15 protein-coding genes are annotated in these 21,881 nt (G+C 67.5%); 13 read left to right on the forward strand and 2 right to left on the reverse strand.

Annotated elements, in window-relative coordinates:
- The first annotated feature begins 72 nt into the window (after positions 1-72).
- From QE373_RS03925 to QE373_RS03960, 8 genes are all read left to right on the forward strand, one after another.
- Positions 73-2,760 carry a DUF2339 domain-containing protein gene (locus QE373_RS03925; protein WP_309683802.1) on the forward strand — a complete coding sequence of 896 codons (2,688 nt, stop codon included), beginning with the start codon at positions 73-75 and terminating at the stop codon, positions 2,758-2,760.
- Positions 2,757-4,124, forward strand: coding sequence for a DUF3999 domain-containing protein (locus QE373_RS03930; RefSeq protein WP_309683804.1), 1,368 nt, complete (start codon positions 2,757-2,759; stop codon positions 4,122-4,124). Before QE373_RS03925 ends, QE373_RS03930 begins: the two co-directional genes overlap by 4 nt.
- A 195-nt stretch (positions 4,125-4,319) precedes the next feature.
- A complete protein-coding gene (locus QE373_RS03935; RefSeq protein ID WP_309683806.1) occupies positions 4,320-5,495 on the forward strand; it encodes a phosphoglycerate kinase in 1,176 nt (391 codons plus the stop codon).
- Positions 5,492-6,181: an HAD hydrolase-like protein gene (locus tag QE373_RS03940; RefSeq protein WP_309683808.1), complete on the forward strand. Its 690-nt coding sequence runs from the start codon at positions 5,492-5,494 to the stop codon at positions 6,179-6,181. Before QE373_RS03935 ends, QE373_RS03940 begins: the two co-directional genes overlap by 4 nt.
- 264 nt (positions 6,182-6,445) lie before the next feature.
- Positions 6,446-7,912 (forward strand): pyruvate kinase, encoded by a 1,467-nt coding sequence (pyk, locus tag QE373_RS03945; protein WP_309683811.1) that lies wholly within the window; start codon positions 6,446-6,448, stop codon positions 7,910-7,912.
- A 139-nt stretch (positions 7,913-8,051) separates the two neighbouring features.
- Positions 8,052-9,056: a class I fructose-bisphosphate aldolase gene (locus QE373_RS03950; protein WP_057687359.1), complete on the forward strand. Its 1,005-nt coding sequence runs from the start codon at positions 8,052-8,054 to the stop codon at positions 9,054-9,056.
- A 138-nt stretch (positions 9,057-9,194) separates the two neighbouring features.
- Positions 9,195-10,415: an ISL3 family transposase gene (locus tag QE373_RS03955; RefSeq protein ID WP_309683669.1), complete on the forward strand. Its 1,221-nt coding sequence runs from the start codon at positions 9,195-9,197 to the stop codon at positions 10,413-10,415.
- 85 nt (positions 10,416-10,500) lie between these two features.
- On the forward strand, positions 10,501-11,535 hold the full coding sequence (locus tag QE373_RS03960) for an ABC transporter substrate-binding protein (RefSeq protein ID WP_309683815.1): 1,035 nt from the start codon (positions 10,501-10,503) through the stop codon (positions 11,533-11,535).
- A 111-nt stretch (positions 11,536-11,646) separates the two neighbouring features.
- On the opposite strand, the gene QE373_RS03965 is transcribed toward QE373_RS03960, so the two are convergent.
- Together QE373_RS03965 and cysK are read right to left on the reverse strand one after the other, a co-directional pair.
- Positions 11,647-12,252, reverse strand: a complete 606-nt coding sequence (locus tag QE373_RS03965; RefSeq protein WP_083492059.1) for an O-acetyl-ADP-ribose deacetylase — start codon at positions 12,250-12,252, stop codon at positions 11,647-11,649.
- A gap of 206 nt (positions 12,253-12,458) precedes the next feature.
- On the reverse strand, positions 12,459-13,418 hold the full coding sequence (cysK, locus tag QE373_RS03970; RefSeq protein WP_057687361.1) for a cysteine synthase A: 960 nt from the start codon (positions 13,416-13,418) through the stop codon (positions 12,459-12,461).
- 200 nt (positions 13,419-13,618) lie between these two features.
- Between cysK and QE373_RS03975 the strand changes: the two genes are divergently transcribed.
- The 5 genes from QE373_RS03975 (at position 13,619) to QE373_RS03995 (ending at position 21,800) form a co-directional block, all read left to right on the forward strand.
- Positions 13,619-14,602: a LysR family transcriptional regulator gene (locus tag QE373_RS03975; RefSeq protein WP_057687362.1), complete on the forward strand. Its 984-nt coding sequence runs from the start codon at positions 13,619-13,621 to the stop codon at positions 14,600-14,602.
- 251 nt (positions 14,603-14,853) lie between these two features.
- Positions 14,854-15,984: an efflux RND transporter periplasmic adaptor subunit gene (locus QE373_RS03980; protein WP_309683823.1), complete on the forward strand. Its 1,131-nt coding sequence runs from the start codon at positions 14,854-14,856 to the stop codon at positions 15,982-15,984.
- On the forward strand, positions 15,981-19,106 hold the full coding sequence (locus tag QE373_RS03985; RefSeq protein WP_309683825.1) for an efflux RND transporter permease subunit: 3,126 nt from the start codon (positions 15,981-15,983) through the stop codon (positions 19,104-19,106). The genes QE373_RS03980 and QE373_RS03985 overlap by 4 nt, the downstream gene beginning before the upstream one ends.
- A 354-nt stretch (positions 19,107-19,460) precedes the next feature.
- Entirely contained in the window at positions 19,461-20,966 is a 1,506-nt protein-coding gene (locus tag QE373_RS03990; RefSeq protein WP_057687364.1) for an alanine/glycine:cation symporter family protein, read from the forward strand.
- Positions 20,967-21,023: 57 nt separating this feature from the next.
- Positions 21,024-21,800 (forward strand): TrmH family RNA methyltransferase, encoded by a 777-nt coding sequence (locus QE373_RS03995; protein ID WP_309689550.1) that lies wholly within the window; start codon positions 21,024-21,026, stop codon positions 21,798-21,800.
- Positions 21,801-21,881 lie beyond the last annotated feature (81 nt).

Below are 21,881 nucleotides of genomic sequence, written 5' to 3' on the forward strand. Positions count from 1 at the left end.
GCCTGCTTGACGTAGCATGGCACGGCCCGACGGTGCCATCGTGGCACCGTAGCGACAGCAGGAAGCCGTTGAATGGAAGCGTTGATCGTCATGCTGGTGCTGGTGTTGCTGGCCATTCCGTTGTTGCTCGTGGTCGCGCTGGTGAAGATATCCGGCCTGCGCCGCCGCGTGGAGACGCTGGAAGCGTCCCTGTCCGGCTACGACCGCGCACCGGCTGCGCAGCCGCCGACAGCCGAGGTGCGCCCGCCCGTGGCCGACGCGTGGGATCCGGTTCCCGCCGTCGCACCCTGGCCGCTGCACGCCCCGCACGCCGAGGCGATCGAGCGCGAAGAAGCGGCGGGGGCGTTCGCCAACGTCTCTCCCGCTGCACCGCCGCCGCTGCCGCCTGGACCGCAGGACACTCCCGAAGCGCAGCCGGAGCCGGTGTATCGCGCACCGCCGCCGCCGTCGGGCCCGAACCCGGTCGAACGCCTGCTGGCAGGCGCCAAACGCTGGTTCACCGAAGGCAACGTGCCGGTGAAGATCGGCATGCTGGTGCTGCTGGCCGGCGTGGCGGCGCTGCTCAAGTACGTCAGCGACCAGGGCCTGCTGCAGGTGCCGATCGAACTGCGCCTGGCCGGCATCACCGTCGCTGCGCTGGGCCTGCTGGTGTTCGGCTGGAAGCAGCGCGACCAGCGCCGCCTGTTCGCGCTGGCGCTGCAGGGCGGCGCCATCGGCGTGCTGCTGCTGACCACCTTTGCGGCATTCAAGATCTACGGGCTGGTCGATCCTGCACCGGCGTTCATCGCCAGCATCCTGCTGGTCGCCGGCCTGTGCGTGCTGGCCGTGGTGCAGGAATCGCGCACGCTGGCGGTGCTGGGCATCCTGGCCGGCTTCATGGCCCCGTTGTGGCTGTCCACCGGCAGCGGCAACCACGTCGGGCTTTTCAGCTACTACGCGGTGCTCAACGCCGGCATCTTCGCCATCGCCTGGTTCCGACCCTGGCGCGCGCTGAACCTGTTGGGCTTCGTGTTTACCTTCGGCATCGGTACCGCATGGGGCGTGCTGCAGTACCGCCCGGAAGACCTGCCCACCACGCAGCCGTTCCTGGTGCTGTTCTTCGCCTTCTACCTGCTGATTCCGCTGCTGTATGCACGCCGCCAGCCGGCTGAGGAACGCGACCTGGTCGATGGCAGCCTGGTGTTCGGCACGCCGCTGGTGGCGTTCTCGCTGCAGGCCGCGCTGCTGCATGACCAGCCGATGCTGCTGGCCGGCATCGCGGTCGGCGTGGCCGCCGTGTATGCCGTACTCGCCCGCGCGCTGATCACGCGTCCGTCGTACCGCGTGCTGGCCCAGTCGCACGCGGTGCTGGCGGTGGGTTTTGCCACGCTGGCGGTGCCGCTGGCGCTGTCGGCACGGGTCACCGGCGCGGTGTTCGCGCTGGAAGGTGCCGGCCTGGTCTGGCTGGGCCTGCGCCAGCAGCGCCGGCTGCCGCAGATCAGCGGCGCGCTGCTGCAGATCGCCGCCGCGTTCGCCTTCGTCGCCGGGGCCGACCATTGGGACGGTGATGCGCGGATGTTCCTCAACCCCACCGCGATCGGCGTGCTGCTGCTGGCCCTGGCCGGCTTCGCTTCGGCGTGGAGCTGCCGCCAGCACGGCCGCGACAACATCGCGCTGGTGTATTACCTGTGGGGCCTGATGTGGTGGCTGCTGGGGCTGGTGGCCGAATGCTTCCGCTTCGTCCCTGACCGCCACCAGCCGGATGCCCTGTTGATCATCGCCGCGGTGACCGGTTGGCTGGCTGCCGAAGCATATCGTCGCCAGCCTGCACGCGTGCTGGGGCTGACCACGCTGGCGATGCTCGCGTTTGCCTTCCCGCTGCTGATTGCCCAGGTGGGCACGCACGAGCAGCCGTTCGCCGGCTATGGCGGCCTGGCGTGGGCGCTGATGGCGGTGCTCGGTACGCGTTCGCTGCATGCGCTGCGCCAGGGCGCCGGCCGGGTCGCCGTTATCGCGCAGTTCCTGTGGTGGCTGCTGTGGCCCTGCGTGCTGTCGCTTGCACTGCAGCAGGTGGCCAGCCGCTTCGGCATGGCCGGCGGCTGGCAGGTCGTGGTGGTGCTGTTGCCGTGGATCGCGCTGGTGGTGGCGACCCTGCATCGCTGGCGCTGGATCAGCCAGCCGCTGGGCACGGCGTTCGATCCGGCACGGCCGGTGCTGCAGAGTGTGCTGTTCGGCCTGCTGGGCTGTGTCTGGCTGTACCTGCACAGCACGCCGGGCCGCGCCGATCCGCTGCCGTGGCTGCCGGTGGTCAATCCTTCCGAACTGGTCCAGTGGGCGATCCTGCTGCTGGCTGCGCGCTGGCTGTATATCGGCCAGGCGCCTGCCGCGCTGCAGCGGATCCGCGTGCCGCTGTTGTCCATCGCCGGCTTCATCGCGGTGACCAGCCTGACCCTGCACGCCGTGCATCATTGGGGCGGGGTGCGCTGGAACGAGGCGCTGCTGGGTTCCAGCCTGGCCCAGACCAGCCTCACCGTGGTCTGGAGCGTGCTCGGCGTGGTCGCCTGGGTATGGGGCTCACGGCGCGGCCAGCGCGTGTTGTGGACGGTCGGTGCGGTGCTGATGGCGGTGGTACTGGCCAAGCTGATCCTGGTCGACCGCCAGCATCTGGGCAACCTGCTCGGCATCGCCTCGTTCATCGCCTACGGGCTGTTGTGTACCGTGGTGGGATACTTCGCGCCGGCGCCGCCGCGCCAGCCGCAGACCGTGGAGAACCAAGCATGAAAACGTGGACGGGGCTGTTGTTGGCCCTGCTGGTGGCCCCCGCTGCCGCGCACGCGCAGGAACATCGGCAGCAGTACGTCGAGCAGTGGCCGCTGAGTCTTTCCAGCGCGCAGTCCGGTGCCTACCGGATCACCCTGGAGCCGCAGATCTACCGCCGTGCGTGGTCGGCGCAACTGGCCGACGTGCAGGTCTACAACGCCGCCGGCCAGGCGCTGCCGTCGGCACTGCTGGCGCCGGACCAGCCACTGGCGCAGCCGCCGGTGCAGCGTGAGCTGCCCTGGTTCGTGCTGCCGCCGCTGGATGCACGCAGCCGCAACGACCTGCAGCTGCTGACCGAGCGCGACAGCGACGGCCGCGTGCGCCGGGTCGAAGCGCGCCTGGGCGCATCGGCAGGCGCAATGCGGTCCGCCGGCTGGCTGATCGACGCCAGCGTGCTGGGACAGCAGCCGCTGGCCGCCGTGGTGCTGGATTGGGAAACGCAGGAGCAGCCGCTGCAGGCCACCGTGCAGGTGGATGCCAGCGACGACCTGCGCAGCTGGCAGCAGATCGACGCGGCGCTGCCGCTGGTGGACCTGCAGCGCGCCGGCAAGCGCCTGCTGCAGCGCCGGATCGGCGTGGACCGCAGCGTGCGTTACCTGCGCGTGCTGCCCAACCAGGACCAGGCGTTGCCGGTGCTGCGTGGCGTGCTGGCGGAGCTGCCGCCGGCCGCGGCGACGATCCCCTGGGAATGGGTTGCCCTGCAGCCGGTGAAGCAGGGCGGCGGCAGCTTCGAGTTCACCGTGGACGGCCGCTATCCGGTGAGTCGTCTGGATGTATCCACCCGCGACAACAGCCTGGTGCAGTGGACGGCCTTCAGTCGCGATGATCCGGCGGCCGACTGGCAGCGCCGCACCGCGCCCTGGGTGGCCTACCAGCTGCAGGCCGGCGGCGGCAGTGCCCAGCAGTCCGCGCCGCAGCCGTTGTCGGGGGCGACCCGCGACCGGTACTGGAAGCTGGTCGCCGAACCGGCCACGACCACTGCCGTGCCCACCCTGCGCCTGGGCTACCAGCCGGAAGTGCTGGTGTTCCTGAGCCAGGGGGCGGCGCCCTATGCGCTGGCGGTGGGCAGTGCGACGGCCGTGCGCCAGGAGGCGCCGGTCGGCGTCCTGATCGATGATCTGCGGCAGCGCAATGGGCCGGCGTGGCAGCCGACCCTGGCGCGGCTGGAGGGCGCCCCGGAGCCGCTGGCGGGCGAGGCTGCACTGCAGGCACCACGCGACTGGAAGCGCTGGCTGCTGTGGGCGCTGTTGGTGCTGGGCGTGCTGGTGGTGGGCTGGCTGGCATTGAGCGTGCTGCGGCAGCATCCGGCCACGGACAAGGAATGACGTCCCGGTCGTGACGGCACGGTAGTGACGGCCGCTGGCCGTCATGCCTTGGTTGACGGCCAGCGGCCGTCACTACCGGTGATCTGGCTGACGGCCAGCGGCCGTCATTACCTGGGGTTTGCGATGCGCCTGCGCAGCCGGGACAATAGTGGGCTGCGCCGCGCGGCGCGCTTCTTCCCCAGAACAGGAATGCCCATGTCCATCGTCCGCATGACCGACCTCGACCTCTCCGGCAAGCGCGTGTTGATCCGGCAGGACCTGAACGTCCCGATCGAGAACGGACAGATCAGCTCCGAACAGCGCATCACCGCCTCGCTGCCCACGCTCAAGCGGGCGCTGGAGCAGGGCGCTGCGGTGATGGTGACCTCGCACCTGGGGCGTCCGAAGGAAGGCCAGTGGAGCGAAGAGAATTCGCTGCAGCCCGTTGCCCGCCGCCTGTCCGAACTGCTGGGCCGCGACGTGCCGCTGCTGCGTGACTGGGTGGGTGGCGTGGACGTGCAGCCGGGCCAGATCGTGCTGCTGGAAAACTGCCGCATGAACGTTGGCGAGGGCAAGGATGATGAAGCGCTGGCCAGGCAGTACGCCGCGCTGTGCGATGTGTTCGTGATGGATGCCTTCGGTACCGCGCACCGCGCGCAGGCCTCCACCCACGGGGTGATCCGTTTCGCCCCGGTGGCGGCCGGTGGCCCGCTGCTGATGGCCGAACTGGATGCGCTGGCCAAGGCGCTTAAGGAACCGGCCAAGCCGTTGCTGGCGATCGTCGCCGGCAGCAAGGTCAGCACCAAGCTGGAACTGCTGGCCAGCCTGGTCGGCAAGGTCGACCAGCTGATCGTCGGCGGTGGCATCGCCAACACCTTCATCGCCGCCGCCGGTTACCCGGTCGGCAAGTCGCTGTACGAACCGGACCTGCTGGAGACGGCGAAGAAGATCGTCGCCGATGCCAAGGCACGCGGCGCCGACATTCCGCTGCCGACCGACGTGGTGGTGGCCAAGCAGTTCCTGCCCGATGCCGAAGCCACGGTGAAGGCACTGGCCGATGTCGCCGAGGATGATCTGATCCTGGATATCGGCCCGGACACCGCCCAGCGCTACGCCGAGCTGATCAACCAGGCAGGCACCGTGGTGTGGAACGGCCCGGTCGGCGTGTTCGAATTCGAGGCCTTCAGCAAGGGCACCGAAGCGCTGGCGCGTGCCATCGCCGGCTCCAGGGCGTTCTCCATTGCCGGTGGCGGCGACACGTTGGCCGCGGTCGACAAGTTCGATATCGCAGGCGACGTCAGCTACATCTCCACCGGCGGCGGCGCGTTCCTGGAGTTCCTGGAAGGCAAGACCCTGCCGGCCGTGGCGGCCCTCGAAGCGCGGGGCGCATGATGGAGCAGGATCGGTGGGTGACGGCCGTGGGCCCTCACCCTGCTGAGGCGCGTGACACGCTGTTCTTCGATCTTGATGGCACGCTGATCGACTCGCAGGTCGGCATCACCCGCTGCATCACCCACGCGTTCGAGCGGATGCAGCACCCGGCGCCTCCAGTGGAGGCGCTGCGCGGCTGGATCGGTCCCTCGCTGCGCACCAGCTTCGCGCCGCTGTTCAACGATGCGGCCAAGGTGGAGCAGGCCGTTGCGTACTACTGCGAGCGCTTCGAAACCGAAGGCTGGCAGGAGCATGCGGTGTTCGACGACATTGAACAGGTGGTGCGTGCGCTGCAGGCGCGCGGCCATCGGCTGGCGGTGGTCACCGCGAAGAATGAAGCCCATGCGCGGCGCATCATCGAGCACCTGCCATTCGGTGCGTGTTTCGACGAGGTCATCGGCGCGACCGCCGATGGCAGCCGCAGCAGCAAGCCGCAGCTGGTGGCCGAAGCGTTGTCCCGCTTGTCGCTGCAGCCAGGCCAGTGCTGGATGATCGGTGACCGCCGCATGGACATCGAAGGGGCCCGTCACCACGGCCTGCGCAACATCGGTGTGTTGTGGGGCTTCGGCGGTGCCGAGGAACTGCGCGAGGCCGGCGCCGATGCGCTGGCGGCGACGCCGACGGAGTTGCTGACGCTGATCGGGTAATGACGGCGCCTGCAGGGATTCGTCCGGCAGCGCGGGTGCTGGTGCGGGTGCCTGTGCTGGCCGCGCTTCGCGCTCGCCGAGCGTGGCTCGGCGCTACCGGTGGTGCGGCCTGCTTCGGCGCTGCCGGTGTTGTCGTCGGTCATCCATGCTGCCCCGTATTGTCTTGCAGACATCGCGCAGAACCAGACCCCGTAAGGATGTAACCGCATACATGGGTCGTGAAGGATGTGCTAATTTCCCTGCTTTAACGGGAGCCCATCCACCATGTTCGAGCGTCAGCGTCGCACCAAGATCCTAGCCACCCTCGGCCCGGCCACCGATCCACCCGGCATCCTCGAGGAGCTGTTCCGCGCTGGCGTCAACGTGGTGCGCCTGAACTTCAGCCATGGCGATCCGTCCGGCCAGGCCAAGCGTGCCGCCGACGTGCGCGCCGCCGCTGCCCGCGTGGGCGTGGAAGTAGGCATTCTGGCCGACCTGCCGGGCCCGAAGATCCGCATCGAGCGCTTCGCCGAGGGCAAGATCCAGCTCAAGGCCGGTGACCGCTTCGATCTGGTGGCTGCCGCCAACGTGCCGCCGGGTGACACCACCCAGGTCGGCGTGAGCTATCTCGGCCTGCCGCAGGACGTCGGCCCGGGCGATGTGCTGCTGCTGGATGACGGCCTGATGCAGCTGCAGGTGGTTGAAGTGCAGGGCGAGCGCATCATCAACACCGTGCTCAACGACGGCGTGCTGTCTGATCGCAAGGGCCTGAACAAGCAGGGCGGCGGCCTGTCGCTGGGCGCGCTGACCGAGCGCGACAAGGAACTGATCGGCATCGTCGCCAAGATCGGCGTGGACTTCATCGCCGTGTCGTTCTGCCGCAACGCGCAGGACATGAACGATGCCCGCGAGATCGCCGAATCACACGGCTGCTATGCCGCGCTGGTGTCGAAGATCGAGCGCACCGAAGCCATCGAGAACCTGGAAGAAATCGTCGACGCCAGCGACGTGGTGATGGTGGCGCGCGGTGACCTGGGCGTGGAAATCGGCGATGCCGAGCTGCCGGGCCTGCAGAAGAAGATCATCAAGGCCTCGCTGGCGCAGAACAAGGTGGTGATCACCGCCACGCAGATGCTGCAGTCGATGGTCGAAAGCCCGATCCCGACCCGCGCCGAAGTGCTGGACGTGGCCAACTCGGTCATCGATGGTACCGACGCGGTGATGCTGTCGGCGGAAACCGCCGCCGGCGCCTACCCGGTCAAGGCCGTGGAAGCGATGGCGCGGATCTGCCTCGGCGCCGAGCGCCAGTTCCAGACCGAAACCGACTTCGGCGCCTCGCCGCGCAACCTGGAACGTGCCGACCAGGCCATCGCCATGGCCACCATGTTCCTGTCCCAGCACGTCGGCGTGCGCGCGATCGTGGCGATGACCGAATCCGGCGGCACCGCCCGCTACCTGTCGCGCTTCCGTGCCTCCGCGCCGGTGTTCGCGGTGACCCGCCACGACGGCGCCCGCCGCCAGATGGCGCTGATGCGCGACGTGTTCCCGATCAACTTCGACAGCCGCGGCCTGACCCCGCGTGAAGCCGCGCGCGGCAGCATCCGCCTGCTGGCCGAAGCCGGCCTGCTCGAGTCCGGTGACCGCGTGGTGTTCACCAGTGGCGAGCACATGGAGACCCATGGCGCCACCAACACCCTGCGCCTGCTGGAAGTGGGCGTCAACGGCAGCGCCAGCGGCCTGGGCGAGCTGTAAGGGCGTCCCGGCGGCGCGGCGGAAACGTCGCGCCGTCACGGTTGCGCAAGTTGAAAGCGGTTCCAGACCCCGTGGACGGACAGTTCACGGGAGGCGGGCGCTATAATCGGTTTTTTCCCGCACCCGCCACAGGAAGTACATGAGCATCGAACAGCTGGCTGAAACCGCCCAGGCCATGGTCGCCCCGGGCAAGGGCATCATCGCGATCGACGAATCCACCGGCACCATCGCCAAGCGCTTTGCCAGCGTCGGCGTTGAGAACACCGAAGAAAACCGTCGCGCCTACCGCGAACTGCTGCTGACCACGCCGAAGCTCAACGAGCACATCTCCGGCGCGATCCTGTTCGACGAGACCATCCGTCAGTCGACCAAGGACGGCGTGCCGTTTGCCAAGTACATGTCCGACAACGGCATGATCCCCGGCATCAAGGTCGACAAGGGCGCCCACCCGCTGGCCGGCTGCCCGGGCGAGCTGGTCACCGAAGGCCTGGATGGCCTGCGCGAGCGCCTGCAGGAGTACTACAAGCTGGGTGCGCGCTTCGCCAAGTGGCGGGCGGTCATCAACATCGGCGAAAGCATCCCGTCGGGCACCTGCATCGAGTCCAACGCGCATGCGCTGGCCCGTTATGCCGCCCTGTGCCAGGAATGCGGCCTGGTGCCGATGGTCGAGCCGGAAGTGATCATGGACGGCGACCACGACATCGAGACCTGCTACGAGGTCACCGAAGCCACCCTGCGTTCGCTGTTCGACGCGCTGTACCAGCAGAACGTGCTGCTGGAAGGCACCATCCTGAAGGCCTCGATGGTCATCTCCGGCAAGGACTGCGAAGAGCAGGCCGATGCCGAGGAAGTGGCCGAATCGACCGTGATGTGCCTGAAGAGCACCGTGCCGGCGATCCTGCCGGGCGTGGTGTTCCTGTCCGGTGGCCAGAGCGACGAGCAGTCCACCGAACACCTCAACGCGATGAACCAGATGGGCAACCTGCCGTGGCCGCTGAGCTTCTCCTACGGTCGTGCCATGCAGCAGGCCGCGCTGGCGCTGTGGGGCAAGGACACCAAGGGCAACTACGCCGCCGCACAGAAGACCGTGTACGAGCGTGCCAAGGAAAACGGCCAGGCTGCACTGGGCAAGTGGAACGGCTGATCGCGCCGCTCCGGGAATGAAAAAAGAACGCCGGCCACGTGCCGGCGTTTTTTTTGGTTCTTCTCCCATCTGAGGGGAGAAGGCGCACGGCCGACCAGCTAGATTTGTAGTTGTCGAGACAACAAACCGAGGCCGGCCGTGGCCAAGCTGGATTGTATGCCGTTGCTGGGAGGCTGGGCGGGGTATCGCCTGGATGGGTGGCGCCGCGAGGCACGTGGCGCAGCCACGTGGCTGGTGCTTTCGCTGGTGCCCGATTCACGCCGCCGCCGACGCTGCAGCGGATGCGACAAGTGGGTCGTGGCCATCCACGACCAGACGCTCCGGCGGGTTCGTGACCTGCCTGTGTTCGATGCGCCGGTCGAGTTGGAGATCCAGCGACAGCGACTGGCCTGTCCTCGCTGCGGGCCAAAGCTGGAGCATCTGGATTGGTTGGAGCGGCATGCCCGGGTAACGCAACGGCTTGCGCAGAGCGTGGCACGCATGTGTGCCACGACCTCGATCCATGCCACCGCAAAGTGGCATGGCTTGGACTGGAAGACGGTCAAGGCACTTGATTTCAGGCATCTGGTGCAGACGCTGGGGCCGGTGGACCTATCGGACGTAAGAGTGATCGCGATGGACGAGTTTGCGATCCAGAAGGGCCATCGCTACGCCACCGTGGTGGTCGAGCCATCACGCAAGCGCGTGCTTTGGGTCGGTCGAGGACGCAGTCGCGCTGACGTGCGCCCCTTCTTCGAGTTACTCGGAAGGGACGGCTGCGAACGCATCCAAGCGGTCGCCATGGACATGAATTCGGCATTCGACCTGGAAGTGAAAGCCCAATGCCCCAACGCCGAGGTGGTCTACGACCTCTTCCATGTCGTGGCCAAGTACGGGCGCGAAGTCATTGATCGGGTGCGGGTTGACGAGGCCAATCGCCTACGCACCGACAAGCCCGCGCGACGGGTGGTGAAGACCTCGCGCTGGCTCCTGCTGCGCAATAGGCAAAACGTCCCAGCCGAGCAGCGCGTCCAACTCGAGGAGCTGCTGGCCGCCAACAAAGCCCTGCTGACCACGTATCTGCTCAAAGACGACCTGAAGCAGCTGTGGCGCTACCGAAGCCAGAGCTGGGCGGAGAAGGCCTGGCGGTCATGGAAGCATCGCGCCCTGCGAAGCGGGCTGGAGCCGCTGCGCATCTTTGTCCGCCGTCTGCAACCATATCTCCCGGGCATCCTGGCCCACTGCCGATGGCCGCTCGGGACGAACCTGGTGGAAGGCATCAATAACAAGATCAAGGTCATCAAGCGCGTCGCCTACGGATACCGAGACGACGCATATTTCTTCCTGAAGATCCGGGCGGCCTTCCCCGGAGTTGGGTGAAGAACCTTTTTTTTCGGCTATCGTGTCGCCTGCCCGGGGCATGGCCACTTCGCGGCCTCTGAATGATGGGCCAAGGAGAAACACCATGCGTACTGCAACGACACTACTGGCCGCCGCCCTGGCGCTGGCGATCGGCGGCTGTGGCCAGAAGGCGGGCGCCGCCGACGGCGGCAAGGCCACGTCGCTGGACTTCGACAAGGCGGTGGCCGGGGAGATCACCACCTCCAGCCCGCTGAGCTTCAGCGACGGCAGCCGCTACCAGCTCTATTCGATGCAACTGAAGGACAAGCAGGCGGTTTCGCTGAAGCTGGTCGGTTCGCTGTCCGGTGCGCTGTCGGTGTTCCGCGACGACGGTACCCTGGTGACCCGTGGCGAACGCTCCGAAGACAGCGGCCTGGAAGTGACCTTCCGTGCCGACGGTGCCGGCCGATACCGCATCGCGGTCAACGGCGACGATGCCGATGCCTACGGCCCGTATCGCCTGCAGGCCACCGAAGTGGTGCCATATGACGGCAAGCCGCTGGCCAATGGCGGACAGATCGTCGACCTGCTGGCCGGCGAGCGCCAGGAATACACCCTGCAGGTCGACAAGCCGGGCCTGTACCAGATCAACCTGACCTCCAACGCGTTCGACACCGTGCTCGACCTGAAGGGTGCCAACGTGGAAGAAGAGGACGACGACGGTGGCAGTTCCACCAACTCGCGCCTGAGCCTGATGCTGGACGCCGGTACCTACACGCTCGGCGTGCGTGCACTGGATGACGAAGGCAACGGCCAGTTCCGCCTGGACGTCAAGAACACCGCGCTGGCGGCGGACGTGGTATCCACCGATGGCACCGCCCTTGCTGTCGGCGCCAACGTGCAGGTGCTGTTGTCGCGCGATGACGGCGAGCGCCGCTTCGTGCTGAACGTGCCGCAGGCCGGCGCGGTGCGCATCGATGCGCTGTCCGACCAGGTCGACACCACCCTTCGACTGACTGGCGCGGCACCATCAACCTGGAAGACGATGACGGTGGCAGCGGCACCAATGCACGCCTGCAGGCAAACCTGCCGGCGGGTCGTTACCAGCTGCTGGTTGCCAGCCTGGAAGAAAGCCAGGCCGTGGTCCAGGTGCGGGTGAGTGCGGAGAGCGGCGAATCGCTTTCAGTGCGTGATGCCGCATCGGCGGACAATGACGTAGCGGTCGCGGCGCCGACCGACGTGGACGCCAACTAAGCGCGTTCCACCGCCTTCAGAAAGCGGGCATCAACGGCGACGCGGCAACAGCGCGATCGCTGCCACGCGGTGCTTCGGCTTGATCGTCCAGTGTCTGTCCCGCCGCTGCCAGCGCCTGCTGGTAGGCCTTGAACGTGGCGGTGTTGTAGGCCACCAGGATGATCCGTCGCGGTTCGCGATGGCTGCGCTGCCAGGCCAGGGTTTCGGTGGCCGCGATTTCGGCGGCGCGGTACAGCGGATAACCGTAGACGCCGCAGCTGATCGCCGGGAAGGCGATCGAGCGTGCGCCGAGCTTTTCAGCCAGCTGCAACGACTTCCAGTAACAGTTGGCCAACAGTGCGCTTTCATCGCGCTGGCCGTCGTGCCAGACCGGTCCCACCGTGTGCAGCACGAAGCGGGCGGGCAGGTCATGCGCGTCGGTGGCGACCACTTCGCCGGTCGGGCAGCGCACGCCGGGGCGCAGCTGCGGCAACTGCTCGCACGACTGCAGCAGGCCAGGACCTGCTGCCCGGTGGATGGCACCGTCGACGCCACCGCCACCGAGCAGGGACTCGTTGGCCGCATTGACGATCGCATCCACCGCCAGGGTCGTGATGTCACCCTGCCAAACCTCGATCTTCATGCGTCCTTCTCCTGCCTGTTGTTGAAACGGCGCAACGTCCCGCGCTGCATGTGCCACCGTAACCGGGGCTGCATGCAGGCTGCGTCATGACCGTCTCACACGCTGCGAACAGGAAAAGAACAGTCTGCCGGGAAGGGCAGGGCATCGGAGTCAGGTCCCTTTCCGCAGGAAAGGAACCTGACCCCATCGAAACCGCGGGCGCGCGCTCAGGGCAGGCCGGCCAGCCAGTCGTCGTCGGAGCCTTCGTTCACATCGGCGAACAGCGGCGTGGAGAAGTAGCGCTCGCCGGTGTCCGGCAGCATCGCCAGGATCACCGAACCCGGCTCGGCGCGTTCGGCGACGTCCAGTGCGCTGGCGAGCGTGGCACCGGCGGAAATGCCGACGAACAGGCCTTCTTCGGCCGCCAGCCGGCGCGCGGTGCTGATCGCGCGATCGTCTTCCACGGTCAGCAGTTCGTCCACCACGTTGCGGTTGAGCACATCGGGGACGAAGTCCGGGGTCCAGCCCTGGATCTTGTGCGGCTTCCAGTCATCGCCCTTCAACAGCGCCGCGCCGGCCGGTTCGGTGGCGACGATGCGGGTCTGCGGGCGGGCCACCTTCAGTACCTCACCGACGCCGGTCAGGGTGCCGCCGGTGCCCCAGCCGCTGACGAAGTAGTCCAGCCGGCGGCCGGCGAAGTCACGCAGGATCTCCGCGGCGGTGGTGCTGCGGTGGTAGGCCGGATTGGCCGGATTGGCGAACTGGCTGGCCAGGAACCACCCGTGTTCCTGTGCCAGCTCGGCCGCCCGGCGCACCATGCCGCTGCCGCGCTCGGCGGCCGGGGTCAGGATCACCTTCGCGCCATAGGCACGCATCAGCTTGCGGCGTTCGATGGAGAAGGTTTCCACCATGGTGGCGACGAACTTGTAGCCACGCGCGGCGGCCACCATCGCCAACGCCACGCCGGTGTTGCCGGAGGTCGCTTCGATGATGGTGTCGCCCGGCTTGAGCAGGCCGCGCTGTTCGGCATCGAGCACGATCGCCAGCGCCAAGCGGTCCTTGACCGAACCGCCCGGATTGAACGATTCCACCTTGGCATACAGGGTGACGTGCGCCGGCGCCAGCCGGTGCAGCTTGACGATGGGGGTGTTGCCGATGGTATCGAGGATGGACTCGTACAGGGCCATGAGGGCACTCCGTGAGGGGCCGCGCCAGACGCGGGGGGCAAGAGGGAAGGCGGCCGCTGCTGGCATCCGCCTTTGCCGGCTGACCGTAGCGCTGCCATATGACGGCAGGAAATGACCAGATACCTTTCATAAAAAACGTTTGGTTATATGTTGGTGAGGGCAATTGACCTACAGTGGTTTTCCCTACCGAGCCGCCTGCCATGACGCTGACCCAGCTTCGCTACCTGGTCGCCATCGCCGATGCCGAGCTGAACATCACGCTCGCCGCCTCGCGCGTGCATGCCACCCAACCGGGATTGTCCAAGCAGCTCAAGCAGCTGGAAGATGAACTGGGCTTCCTGCTGTTCGTGCGGCGCGGCCGCAGCCTGGAATCGGTCACCCCGGCCGGCGTGGAGGTCATCAGCCGCTCCCGCGCGGTGCTGGCCGAAGCCAACAACATCCGCACCTATGCGGCCAACCAGCGGCGTGAAAGCCAGGGCCAGCTGGTGCTGACCACCACCCACACCCAGGCGCGCTTCGTGCTGCCGCCGGCAGTGGCGCGGATCAAACAGGCCTATCCGCAGGTCAGCGTGCACCTGCAGCAGGCCGCTGAAAGCGACGCGCTGGACCTGCTCAGCCAGGGCGATGCGGACATCGCCATCATCAGTACCGCCGGCGGCGAACCCAGCGCCGGGATCGCCGTGCCGCTGTATCGCTGGCGGCGGCTGGTGCTGGTGCCCAAGGGCCATCCGCTGGACCGCGCCGGCCGCGCGCCGGACCTGGCCGCGTTGGCTGCCCATCCGCTGATCAGCTACGAATCGTCCACGCGCGCCGCATCTTCGCTGCAGCGGGCGTTCGCCGGTTCCGGGCTGGAGCCGGACATCGCGCTGACCGCGCTGGATGCCGACCTGATCAAGACCTACGTGCGCAGCGGGGTGGGCGTGGGCCTGCTGGCGGAAATGGCGGTCAGCGCCGCCGACCACGACCTGCGCGCCTGGGTGGCACCGGCGCCGATCGCCGAATGCATCGCCTGGGCGGTGCTGCCGCGGGACCGCGTGCTGCGCGATTACGCGCTGGAACTGGTGCACGTGCTGGCCCCGCAGATCGACCCGCGTGACCTGCGCCGGGTGCTGGACGGCAACCAGGCCGCGAACTGGCCGCTGCCGCCTACGTGGGAATCGTTGACCCAGACCATCACGTCCTGAGCGGGCGCAAGGGCGGCGCTGCGCTCGCCGACCATGGGTCGGCGCTACCGGGGCCGCGTCGGCCGTCGCACGTGGCGCGCGCGCTGCCGCCGACACATCCCGATACACGATGACATCCCGGCGCAAGCCCTTGCACGGAAAGGGTTCCGGCCGCTATCTCGGGGCTGTCCTGCGGTGGTAAACGCTTGGCACATACGGTCTTCGCATGGCGCCCCCTACACTCGCCGGTCATGTACAGGGCGGGACTATTCATGGTGGGACGTATCGCAAAGGGCGCGGCCGTTGGCCTGGTCCTGGTTTTGTTGGCCGGCTGCAAGGGCGAACCGCAGGCGGCGCGCCGCCTGGGCGCCGATGTGCCGGTCACCGCGCAGGTCGTGGAATCGGCCGCGTGGAGCGATACGTTGCAGGCCCTCGGCACGGCCAAGGCGCGCGAATCGGTGACCATCACCGCCAAGGTCAGCGAAATCATCGAGCGGGTGCACTTTGAAAGCGGCCAGCAGGTGGCCGCCGGCACGCCGCTGGTGACCCTGCGCGGGTTGGCCCAGCAGGCTGCGCTGACCCAGGCCCAGGCGACCTTCGCTGAAGCTGACCAACTGTACAAGCGTCAGCGCGAACTGGCCCAGCAGCGGCTGGTGGCCAGCTCCACCCTGGATACCCAGAAAGCGATCCGCGACAGCGCCGAAGCGCGCGTGGCCGAAATGCAGTCCGAGATCGGTGATCGCAGCGTGCGCGCACCGTTTGCCGGCGTCCTCGGCATCCGCCAGGTCAGCCCCGGCTCCTTGGTGACCCCGACCACGGCGATCGCCACGCTGGACGATATCGAACGCATGCACGTGGATTTCCAGGTACCCGAAGCGGAGCTGTCTTCGCTGGCCAATGGCAACAAGGTCGAAGCCACCAGCGTGGCCTGGCCGGGGCGCACCTTCGAAGGCGAGGTCAGCACGATCGACGCCCGCGTCGACCCGTCCACCCGCGCGGTCACCGTGCGCGCCGACTTCGCCAACGGCGACCACGCGCTGCGCCCAGGCATGCTGCTGGACGTGCGCATCTACCGCCCCGAGCGGCAGGCGCTGGTGGTGCCGGAAATCGCCGTGGTGCAGGTCGGCCGTGACTCCTTCGTGTACCGCCTGAAGGCCGACAGCACCGTAGAGCGCGCCGATGTGGTGACCGGTGCCCGTCGCGCCGGCGTGGTCGAACTGAAGCAGGGCATCCAGGCCGGTGAGCGCATCATCGTGGATGGCACCGGCAAGCTGCGCCCCGGACTGAAGGTGGACGCCCGCGCGGTGCCGCCGGTGGATGCCCCGGAACCGGAAACGCTGCCGCCGCCAGCGGCCACGCCCGCATCAGACGTGCCCGTCGCACCGGCCGGTAACGGCGGATGAAGCTCTCCAACACCTCCATCCAGCGGCCGGTGTTCGCCGTGGTGATGAGCCTGCTGCTGATCGTGCTGGGCATCATGTCGTTCACCCGGCTGACGCTGCGCGAGCTGCCGGCCATCGATCCCCCGGTGGTGTCGGTATCGGTGGACTATCCCGGCGCATCGGCGGCGGTCATTGAAAGCCGGGTCACCCAGGTGCTGGAAGATTCCCTGTCGGGCATCGAAGGCATTGACATGATCAACGCGCGCAGCACCAATGGCCGGGCGCAGATCAGCCTGGAGTTCACCAGCAACCGCGATATCGAAGCGGCCGCGAACGATGTGCGCGATGCCGTCAGCGGCGTGGCCGACCGCATGCCCGACGAGGCGCGCGCGCCGGAGATCGAGAAAGCCAACAGCGACGACGAGGCCATCATCTGGTTCAACCTGTCGTCCTCGAGCATGGACACCCTCGCGCTCAGCGACTATGCCGAGCGCTATGTCGTGGACCGCTTTGCCAGCCTGGACGGCGTATCGCAGGTGCGCATCGGTGGGCGGCAGCGCTATGCCATGCGCATCTGGCTGGACCGCGACCAGCTGGCGGCACGCGGCTTGACCACCGGCGACGTAGAGGCCGCGCTGCGCAACGAGAACGTGGAGCTACCCGCCGGCCGCATCGAATCGGCCGACCGTGATTTCACCCTGCGCGTGGAGCGCAACTACGTGAAGCCGGAAGACTTCGCGACCATCCCGCTGGGCAAGGGCAGCGATGGCTACGTGGTGCGCATGGGCGACGTGGCGAAGATCGAGCTGGCCTCGGCCGAACGCCGTGCCTATTACCGCAGCAACGGCGAGCCGGGCGTGGGCCTGGGTATCGTCAAGACCTCCACCGCCAATGCACTGGACGTGACCCGCCTGGCACGTGCGCAGGCCGATCTCATCGCTGAAACCCTGCCGCAGGGCACGCAGATCGCGGTGACCTTCGACAACACCACCTTCATCGAAGCAGCAGTGGACCGTGTCTACGCCACGCTGGTGGAGGCGATGCTGCTGGTGCTGGTAGTGATCTGGTTGTTCCTGGGCAGCTTCCGCGCCGCGCTGATCCCGGCGGTCACCGTGCCGGTCTGCCTGGTGGCTGCGTTCATCGCGCTGTATGCCTTCGATTTCTCGATCAACCTGCTGACCCTGCTCGCGCTGGTGCTGTGCATCGGCCTGGTGGTGGATGATGCGATCGTGGTGGTGGAAAACGTGCAGCGCCGCATCGACCTGGGCGAGCCGCCGCTGGTGGCGTCCAAGCGCGGTACCGCGCAGGTGGCGTTCGCGGTGATCGCCACCACCGCGGTACTGGTCGCGGTGTTCCTGCCGGTCGGTTTCCTGGAAGGCAACACCGGGCGGCTGTTCCGCGAACTGGCCGTGGCGCTGGCCGCGGCCGTGGCGCTGTCGGCGTTCGTGGCGCTGACGCTCACCCCGATGATGGCGTCCAAGCTGCTCAAGCCGCACACCGGCAAGGCCCCGCGGGGCCTTTACGGGGTGATCAACCGCAACCTGGAAAAACTCGCCGGCGGATACGGCAATGTGCTGGACCGGCACGTGGACCGTACCTGGATCTATCTGCTGGTGATGGCGGCCACGCTGGTTGCCAGCTGGTTGCTGATCAAGCACCTGCCCTCGGAACTTGCCCCGGCCGAGGACCGAGGCTCGTTCCAGATCATGATCGACGGGCCTGAAGGCGCCGGTTTCGATTACACGGTTGGCCAGGTGCAGGAAGTGGAAGCGATCGTGGCCCGCCACGTTGGCGAGGACCGCCCGATCATCCGCGCCAATCCGCGCGTGCCGGGCGGCTGGGGGTCCAGCGAGGAAATGCACACCGGCCGCATCAGCGTGTTCCTGCAGCCGTGGCGCGAGCGCTCCACCTCCACCCCGGAAGTGGCCGATGAACTGCAGAAGGACCTGGATGCGGTGCGTGGCGTGCGCGTGCGCACCCAGGTCGGCGGCGGCCTGGTGCGCGGTGGCGGGCAACCGTTCCAGATCGTGCTCGGTGGCCCGGAATATGCGGAGATCGCCCAGTGGCGCGACCGCATCCTGCTGCGCATGGCCGACAACCCCGGCCTGGTCGGCGCGGACTCGGACTACAAGGAAACCCGCCCGCAAATGCGGGTGAACATCGACCGCCAGCGCGCCGCCGACCTGGGCGTGCCGGTGACGGCGATTGGTTCGGCGCTGGAGACCATGATGGGCTCGCGTCGGGTGACCACCTTCGTCGACAACGGCGAAGAATACGACGTGCTGGTGCAGGCCGGCCGCGATGGACGCGCGACCCCGGCCGACCTGGCCGCGATCCGCGTGCGCTCCAGCTCCGGCGAGCTGGTGCCGTTGTCCAACCTGGTCACCCTGAGCGAAGTGGCCGAAGCGGGTTCGCTGAACCGGTTCAACCGCCTGCGCTCGATCACCATCAGCGCCGGGCTGGCGCCAGGCTATCCGCTGGGCGAAGCCATCGCCTGGGCACAGGGTGTCACCCGTGAGGAACTGCCGCAGCATGCGCAGATCAGCTGGAAAGGCGAGTCCCGCGAATACCAGAGTTCCGGCGGGGCGGTACTGCTGACCTTCGCCATGGCCCTGCTGGTGGTGTACCTGGTATTGGCTGCGCAGTTCGAAAGCTTCATCCATCCGCTGACCATCATGCTGACCGTGCCACTGGGCGTGCTCGGTGCGCTGGTCGGGCTGTGGATGAGCGGGGGCACGGTGAACCTGTTCAGCCAGATCGGCATCGTCATGCTGGTGGGCCTGGCGGCGAAGAACGGCATCCTGATCGTGGAGTTTGCCAACCAGCTGCGCGATGAAGGGCGCACGGTGCGCGAAGCGATCATCGAGTCGGCGCGGGTGCGCCTGCGGCCGATCCTGATGACCTCCATCGCCACGGTGGTCGGTGCGATCCCGCTGGTGGTGGCCGGCGGACCGGGTTCGGCCAGCCGCGGCACCATCGGCGTGGTGATCATTTTCGGGGTGACCCTGTCCACGTTCCTGTCGTTGTTCGTGGTGCCGGCGTTCTACGCAAGGCTGGCCCCGTTCACGCGTTCGCCTGAAGCGGTGGCGCGCGAGCTGGAGCAGCAGGAGAAGGACACCCCATCGGTCGGTGGCCACGCTTGACCAGGTAGTGACGGCCGCTGGCCGTCAAGCTAGCCACGGCCGCTGGCCGTCAACCCCAACTCCGGCGGGTGACGACCAACTCCGGTGGGTGACGACCGTTGGTCGTCACGGCTTTTGATCAGCCTGGGAGCGTGACGACCAACGGTCGTCACCCACCACTGCACGGTCGTCACCCACCACTGCGCGGTCGTCACCCACCATTGCGCAGTCGCTAGCCCCCCATGCCCGGTCCTCGATCACCAATGCGCTGATTGACGGCCAGCGGCCGTCACTACCGGCCGTTCGCCAGCTAGAATCAACCCGGTTCCCCTCAGCCGACGGGACGTCCCTTGTTCCGCCGACTGGAGAGAGCGCGTGGAAGCAACCGTACATTTCATCAACAGCATCATCTGGAGCAAGGCACTGATCTTCATGTGCCTGGCCGCCGGCCTGTATTTCAGCGTCCGCACCCGCTTCATGCAGATCCGCGGCTTCTTCGAGATGTGCCGGCTTACCGTGGCCGGTGAAAAATCCGATGCCGGCGTCTCCTCGTTCCAGGCGCTGGCCATGTCGATGGCCGGCCGCATGGGCATCGGCAACATCGCCGGCGTGGCCACCGCCATCGCCTTCGGCGGTCCCGGTGCGATCTTCTGGATGTGGGTGATGGGCTTCCTCGGTGCGTCGACTTCGTATGTCGAGTGCACCCTGGCGCAGATCTACAAGACCAAGGACGCCGAAGGCCGCTACCGCGGTGGCCCGGCGTACTACATCGAAAAGGCGATGGGCCTGAAGTGGTACGCGATGGCCTTCGCGCTGGCCACGATCGTCGCCGCCGGCTTCCTGATGCCCGGCGTGCAGGCCAATGCGATCGCCGACAGCATCATCAACGCCTGCCGCGGCGGTGCCCTGTGTGGCCCGCTGGATGGCCAGGCCTTCGGCATGGACCAGGTGCAGGCGCTGAAGCTGGGCATCGGCGTGGTGGTCGCGGTGCTGCTGGCGGTGGTGATCTTCGGCGGCGTCAAGCGCATCGCCAACTTCGCCGAAATCGTGGTGCCGTTCATGGCCGCCGGCTTCATCATCATGGCCATCGTGATCATGATCATGAACGCCGATCAGGTGCCGGTGATGTTCAACACCATCTTCAGCAGCGCCTTCGGTACCCACGCAGCGTTCGGCGCGATGATCGGCCTGGCGGTGGAGTGGGGCGTCAAGCGCGGTATCTATGCCAACGAAGCCGGCCAGGGTACCGGCCCGCACGCGGCGGCCGCTTCGGAGGTCTCGCACCCGGCCAAGCAGGGCTACGTGCAGGCGTTCGCGATCTACTTCGACACCATGATGGTGTGCACCGCCACCGCCTTCCTGATCCTGGCCAGCGGCACCTACAACGTGTACTCGCCGGTCGCCGGCGCCGAGCCTATTTTCCAGGGCCTGAAGGGCATCGCCGAGGGTGCCGGCTATGCGCAGGCCGGCGTGGAAGCGGTGCTGCCTGGCTGGGGCGCTTCGTTCGTGGCCATCGCGATCTTCTTCTTCGCCTTCACCACGATCATGGCCTATTACTACATGGCCGAAACCAACCTGACCTACCTCAACAACAACGCCAAGCGTCCGCTGACGGTGCTGTTGCTGCGGCTGGGCATCATCGGCATGGTCATCTTCGGCGCGTTCCACAACGCACAGCTGGCCTGGGCGCTGGGCGACATCGGCGTCGGCCTGATGGCCTGGCTGAACATCGTGGCGATCCTGATCGTGCAGAAGCCTGCCATGATCGCCCTGCGTGATTATGAGCGGCAGAAGAAGCTGGGCCTGGACCCGACCTTCGACCCTGTCGCACTGGGCATAAAGAATGCCGATTTCTGGCAGAAGAAACAGGAAGCAGCGTAAGTGAACAACCCCTGGAACAACCGTCGTCCGTCCGCGCGTCCGCCGCGCGCCACCCCGCTGCCGCGTACTGACGCGCCGGCAGCGCCGGCGGCACGCGGCAATGGCGACGAGCTGCGCCTGTTCGGCGTCAATGCCGTGCTGGCCGCCTTCAACCAGCGCCCGCAGGCGGTCCGCAAGATCTACCTGCTGGAAGGGCTGATTCCGCGCATGCAGCCGCTGCTGAAGTGGTGCGTGGCCAACCGGATCGGCTACCGCGTGGTGGAAGACGGGGACCTGAACAAGCTGTCCGGCACCACTCACCATGAAGGTGTGGTGGCCGATGTACAGCGCGCACCGGTGCTGGAGCTGTCGCAGTGGCTGCAGCAGCTGCCGGAAGGCCCGGTGCTGGCGCTGTGGCTGGATGGGGTGGGCAATCCGCACAACCTGGGCGCGATCCTGCGCTCGGCCGCGCACTTCGGTGCCGGTGGGCTGCTGCTGGCCGAAGGCAGCACGCTGGGCATTTCCGGAGCAGCCGCGCGCGTGGCTGAAGGCGGTGCCGAGGCGCTGCCGCTGGTGCAGCTGCCGGCCACCGCCGATGCGATGGCGCAGCTGCGCCAGGCCGGCTTCAGCCTCGCTGCCACCCTGGTCGATGGGGGCAGCAACGTGTTCGCTGTCGAACTGCCGCAGCGGCTGGTCTACGTGATGGGCGCTGAAGCCGAAGGCATGGATCGGGCCCTGGCCGCGGCGTGTGACCTGCAGGTGTCGATCCCCGGCAGCGGGGCGGTGGAAAGCCTCAACGTGGCGTCGGCAACGGCCGTGTTGCTGGCCCAGTGGGCACGTTCCCGCATTGCCTGACCCCACAACTGCCTTTCATCCCATGGCCGGCGGCCGACGTGGCCAGCACGCTGTAGGCGCGGCATCGCATTTTCTCTCCGA

Origin of the sequence: Stenotrophomonas sp. SORGH_AS_0321 (assembly GCF_031453215.1) — a bacterium.
In the GTDB taxonomy this organism is placed as follows: Bacteria; Pseudomonadota; Gammaproteobacteria; order Xanthomonadales; family Xanthomonadaceae; genus Stenotrophomonas; species Stenotrophomonas chelatiphaga.

What these genes read in the sequence shown, in the direction of transcription:
- QE373_RS03925 (WP_309683802.1), top strand. Translation starts at nt 73, where the DNA reads ATGGAAGCGTTGATCGTCATGCTGGTGCTGGTGTTGCTGGCCATTCCG.
- QE373_RS03930 (WP_309683804.1), top strand. Translation starts at nt 2,757, where the DNA reads ATGAAAACGTGGACGGGGCTGTTGTTGGCCCTGCTGGTGGCCCCCGCT.
- QE373_RS03935 (WP_309683806.1), top strand. Translation starts at nt 4,320, where the DNA reads ATGTCCATCGTCCGCATGACCGACCTCGACCTCTCCGGCAAGCGCGTG.
- QE373_RS03940 (WP_309683808.1), top strand. Translation starts at nt 5,492, where the DNA reads ATGATGGAGCAGGATCGGTGGGTGACGGCCGTGGGCCCTCACCCTGCT.
- pyk (WP_309683811.1), top strand. Translation starts at nt 6,446, where the DNA reads ATGTTCGAGCGTCAGCGTCGCACCAAGATCCTAGCCACCCTCGGCCCG.
- QE373_RS03950 (WP_057687359.1), top strand. Translation starts at nt 8,052, where the DNA reads ATGAGCATCGAACAGCTGGCTGAAACCGCCCAGGCCATGGTCGCCCCG.
- QE373_RS03960 (WP_309683815.1), top strand. Translation starts at nt 10,501, where the DNA reads ATGCGTACTGCAACGACACTACTGGCCGCCGCCCTGGCGCTGGCGATC.
- QE373_RS03965 (WP_083492059.1), bottom strand. Translation starts at nt 12,252, where the DNA reads ATGAAGATCGAGGTTTGGCAGGGTGACATCACGACCCTGGCGGTGGAT.
- cysK (WP_057687361.1), bottom strand. Translation starts at nt 13,418, where the DNA reads ATGGCCCTGTACGAGTCCATCCTCGATACCATCGGCAACACCCCCATC.
- QE373_RS03975 (WP_057687362.1), top strand. Translation starts at nt 13,619, where the DNA reads ATGACGCTGACCCAGCTTCGCTACCTGGTCGCCATCGCCGATGCCGAG.
- QE373_RS03980 (WP_309683823.1), top strand. Translation starts at nt 14,854, where the DNA reads ATGGTGGGACGTATCGCAAAGGGCGCGGCCGTTGGCCTGGTCCTGGTT.
- QE373_RS03985 (WP_309683825.1), top strand. Translation starts at nt 15,981, where the DNA reads ATGAAGCTCTCCAACACCTCCATCCAGCGGCCGGTGTTCGCCGTGGTG.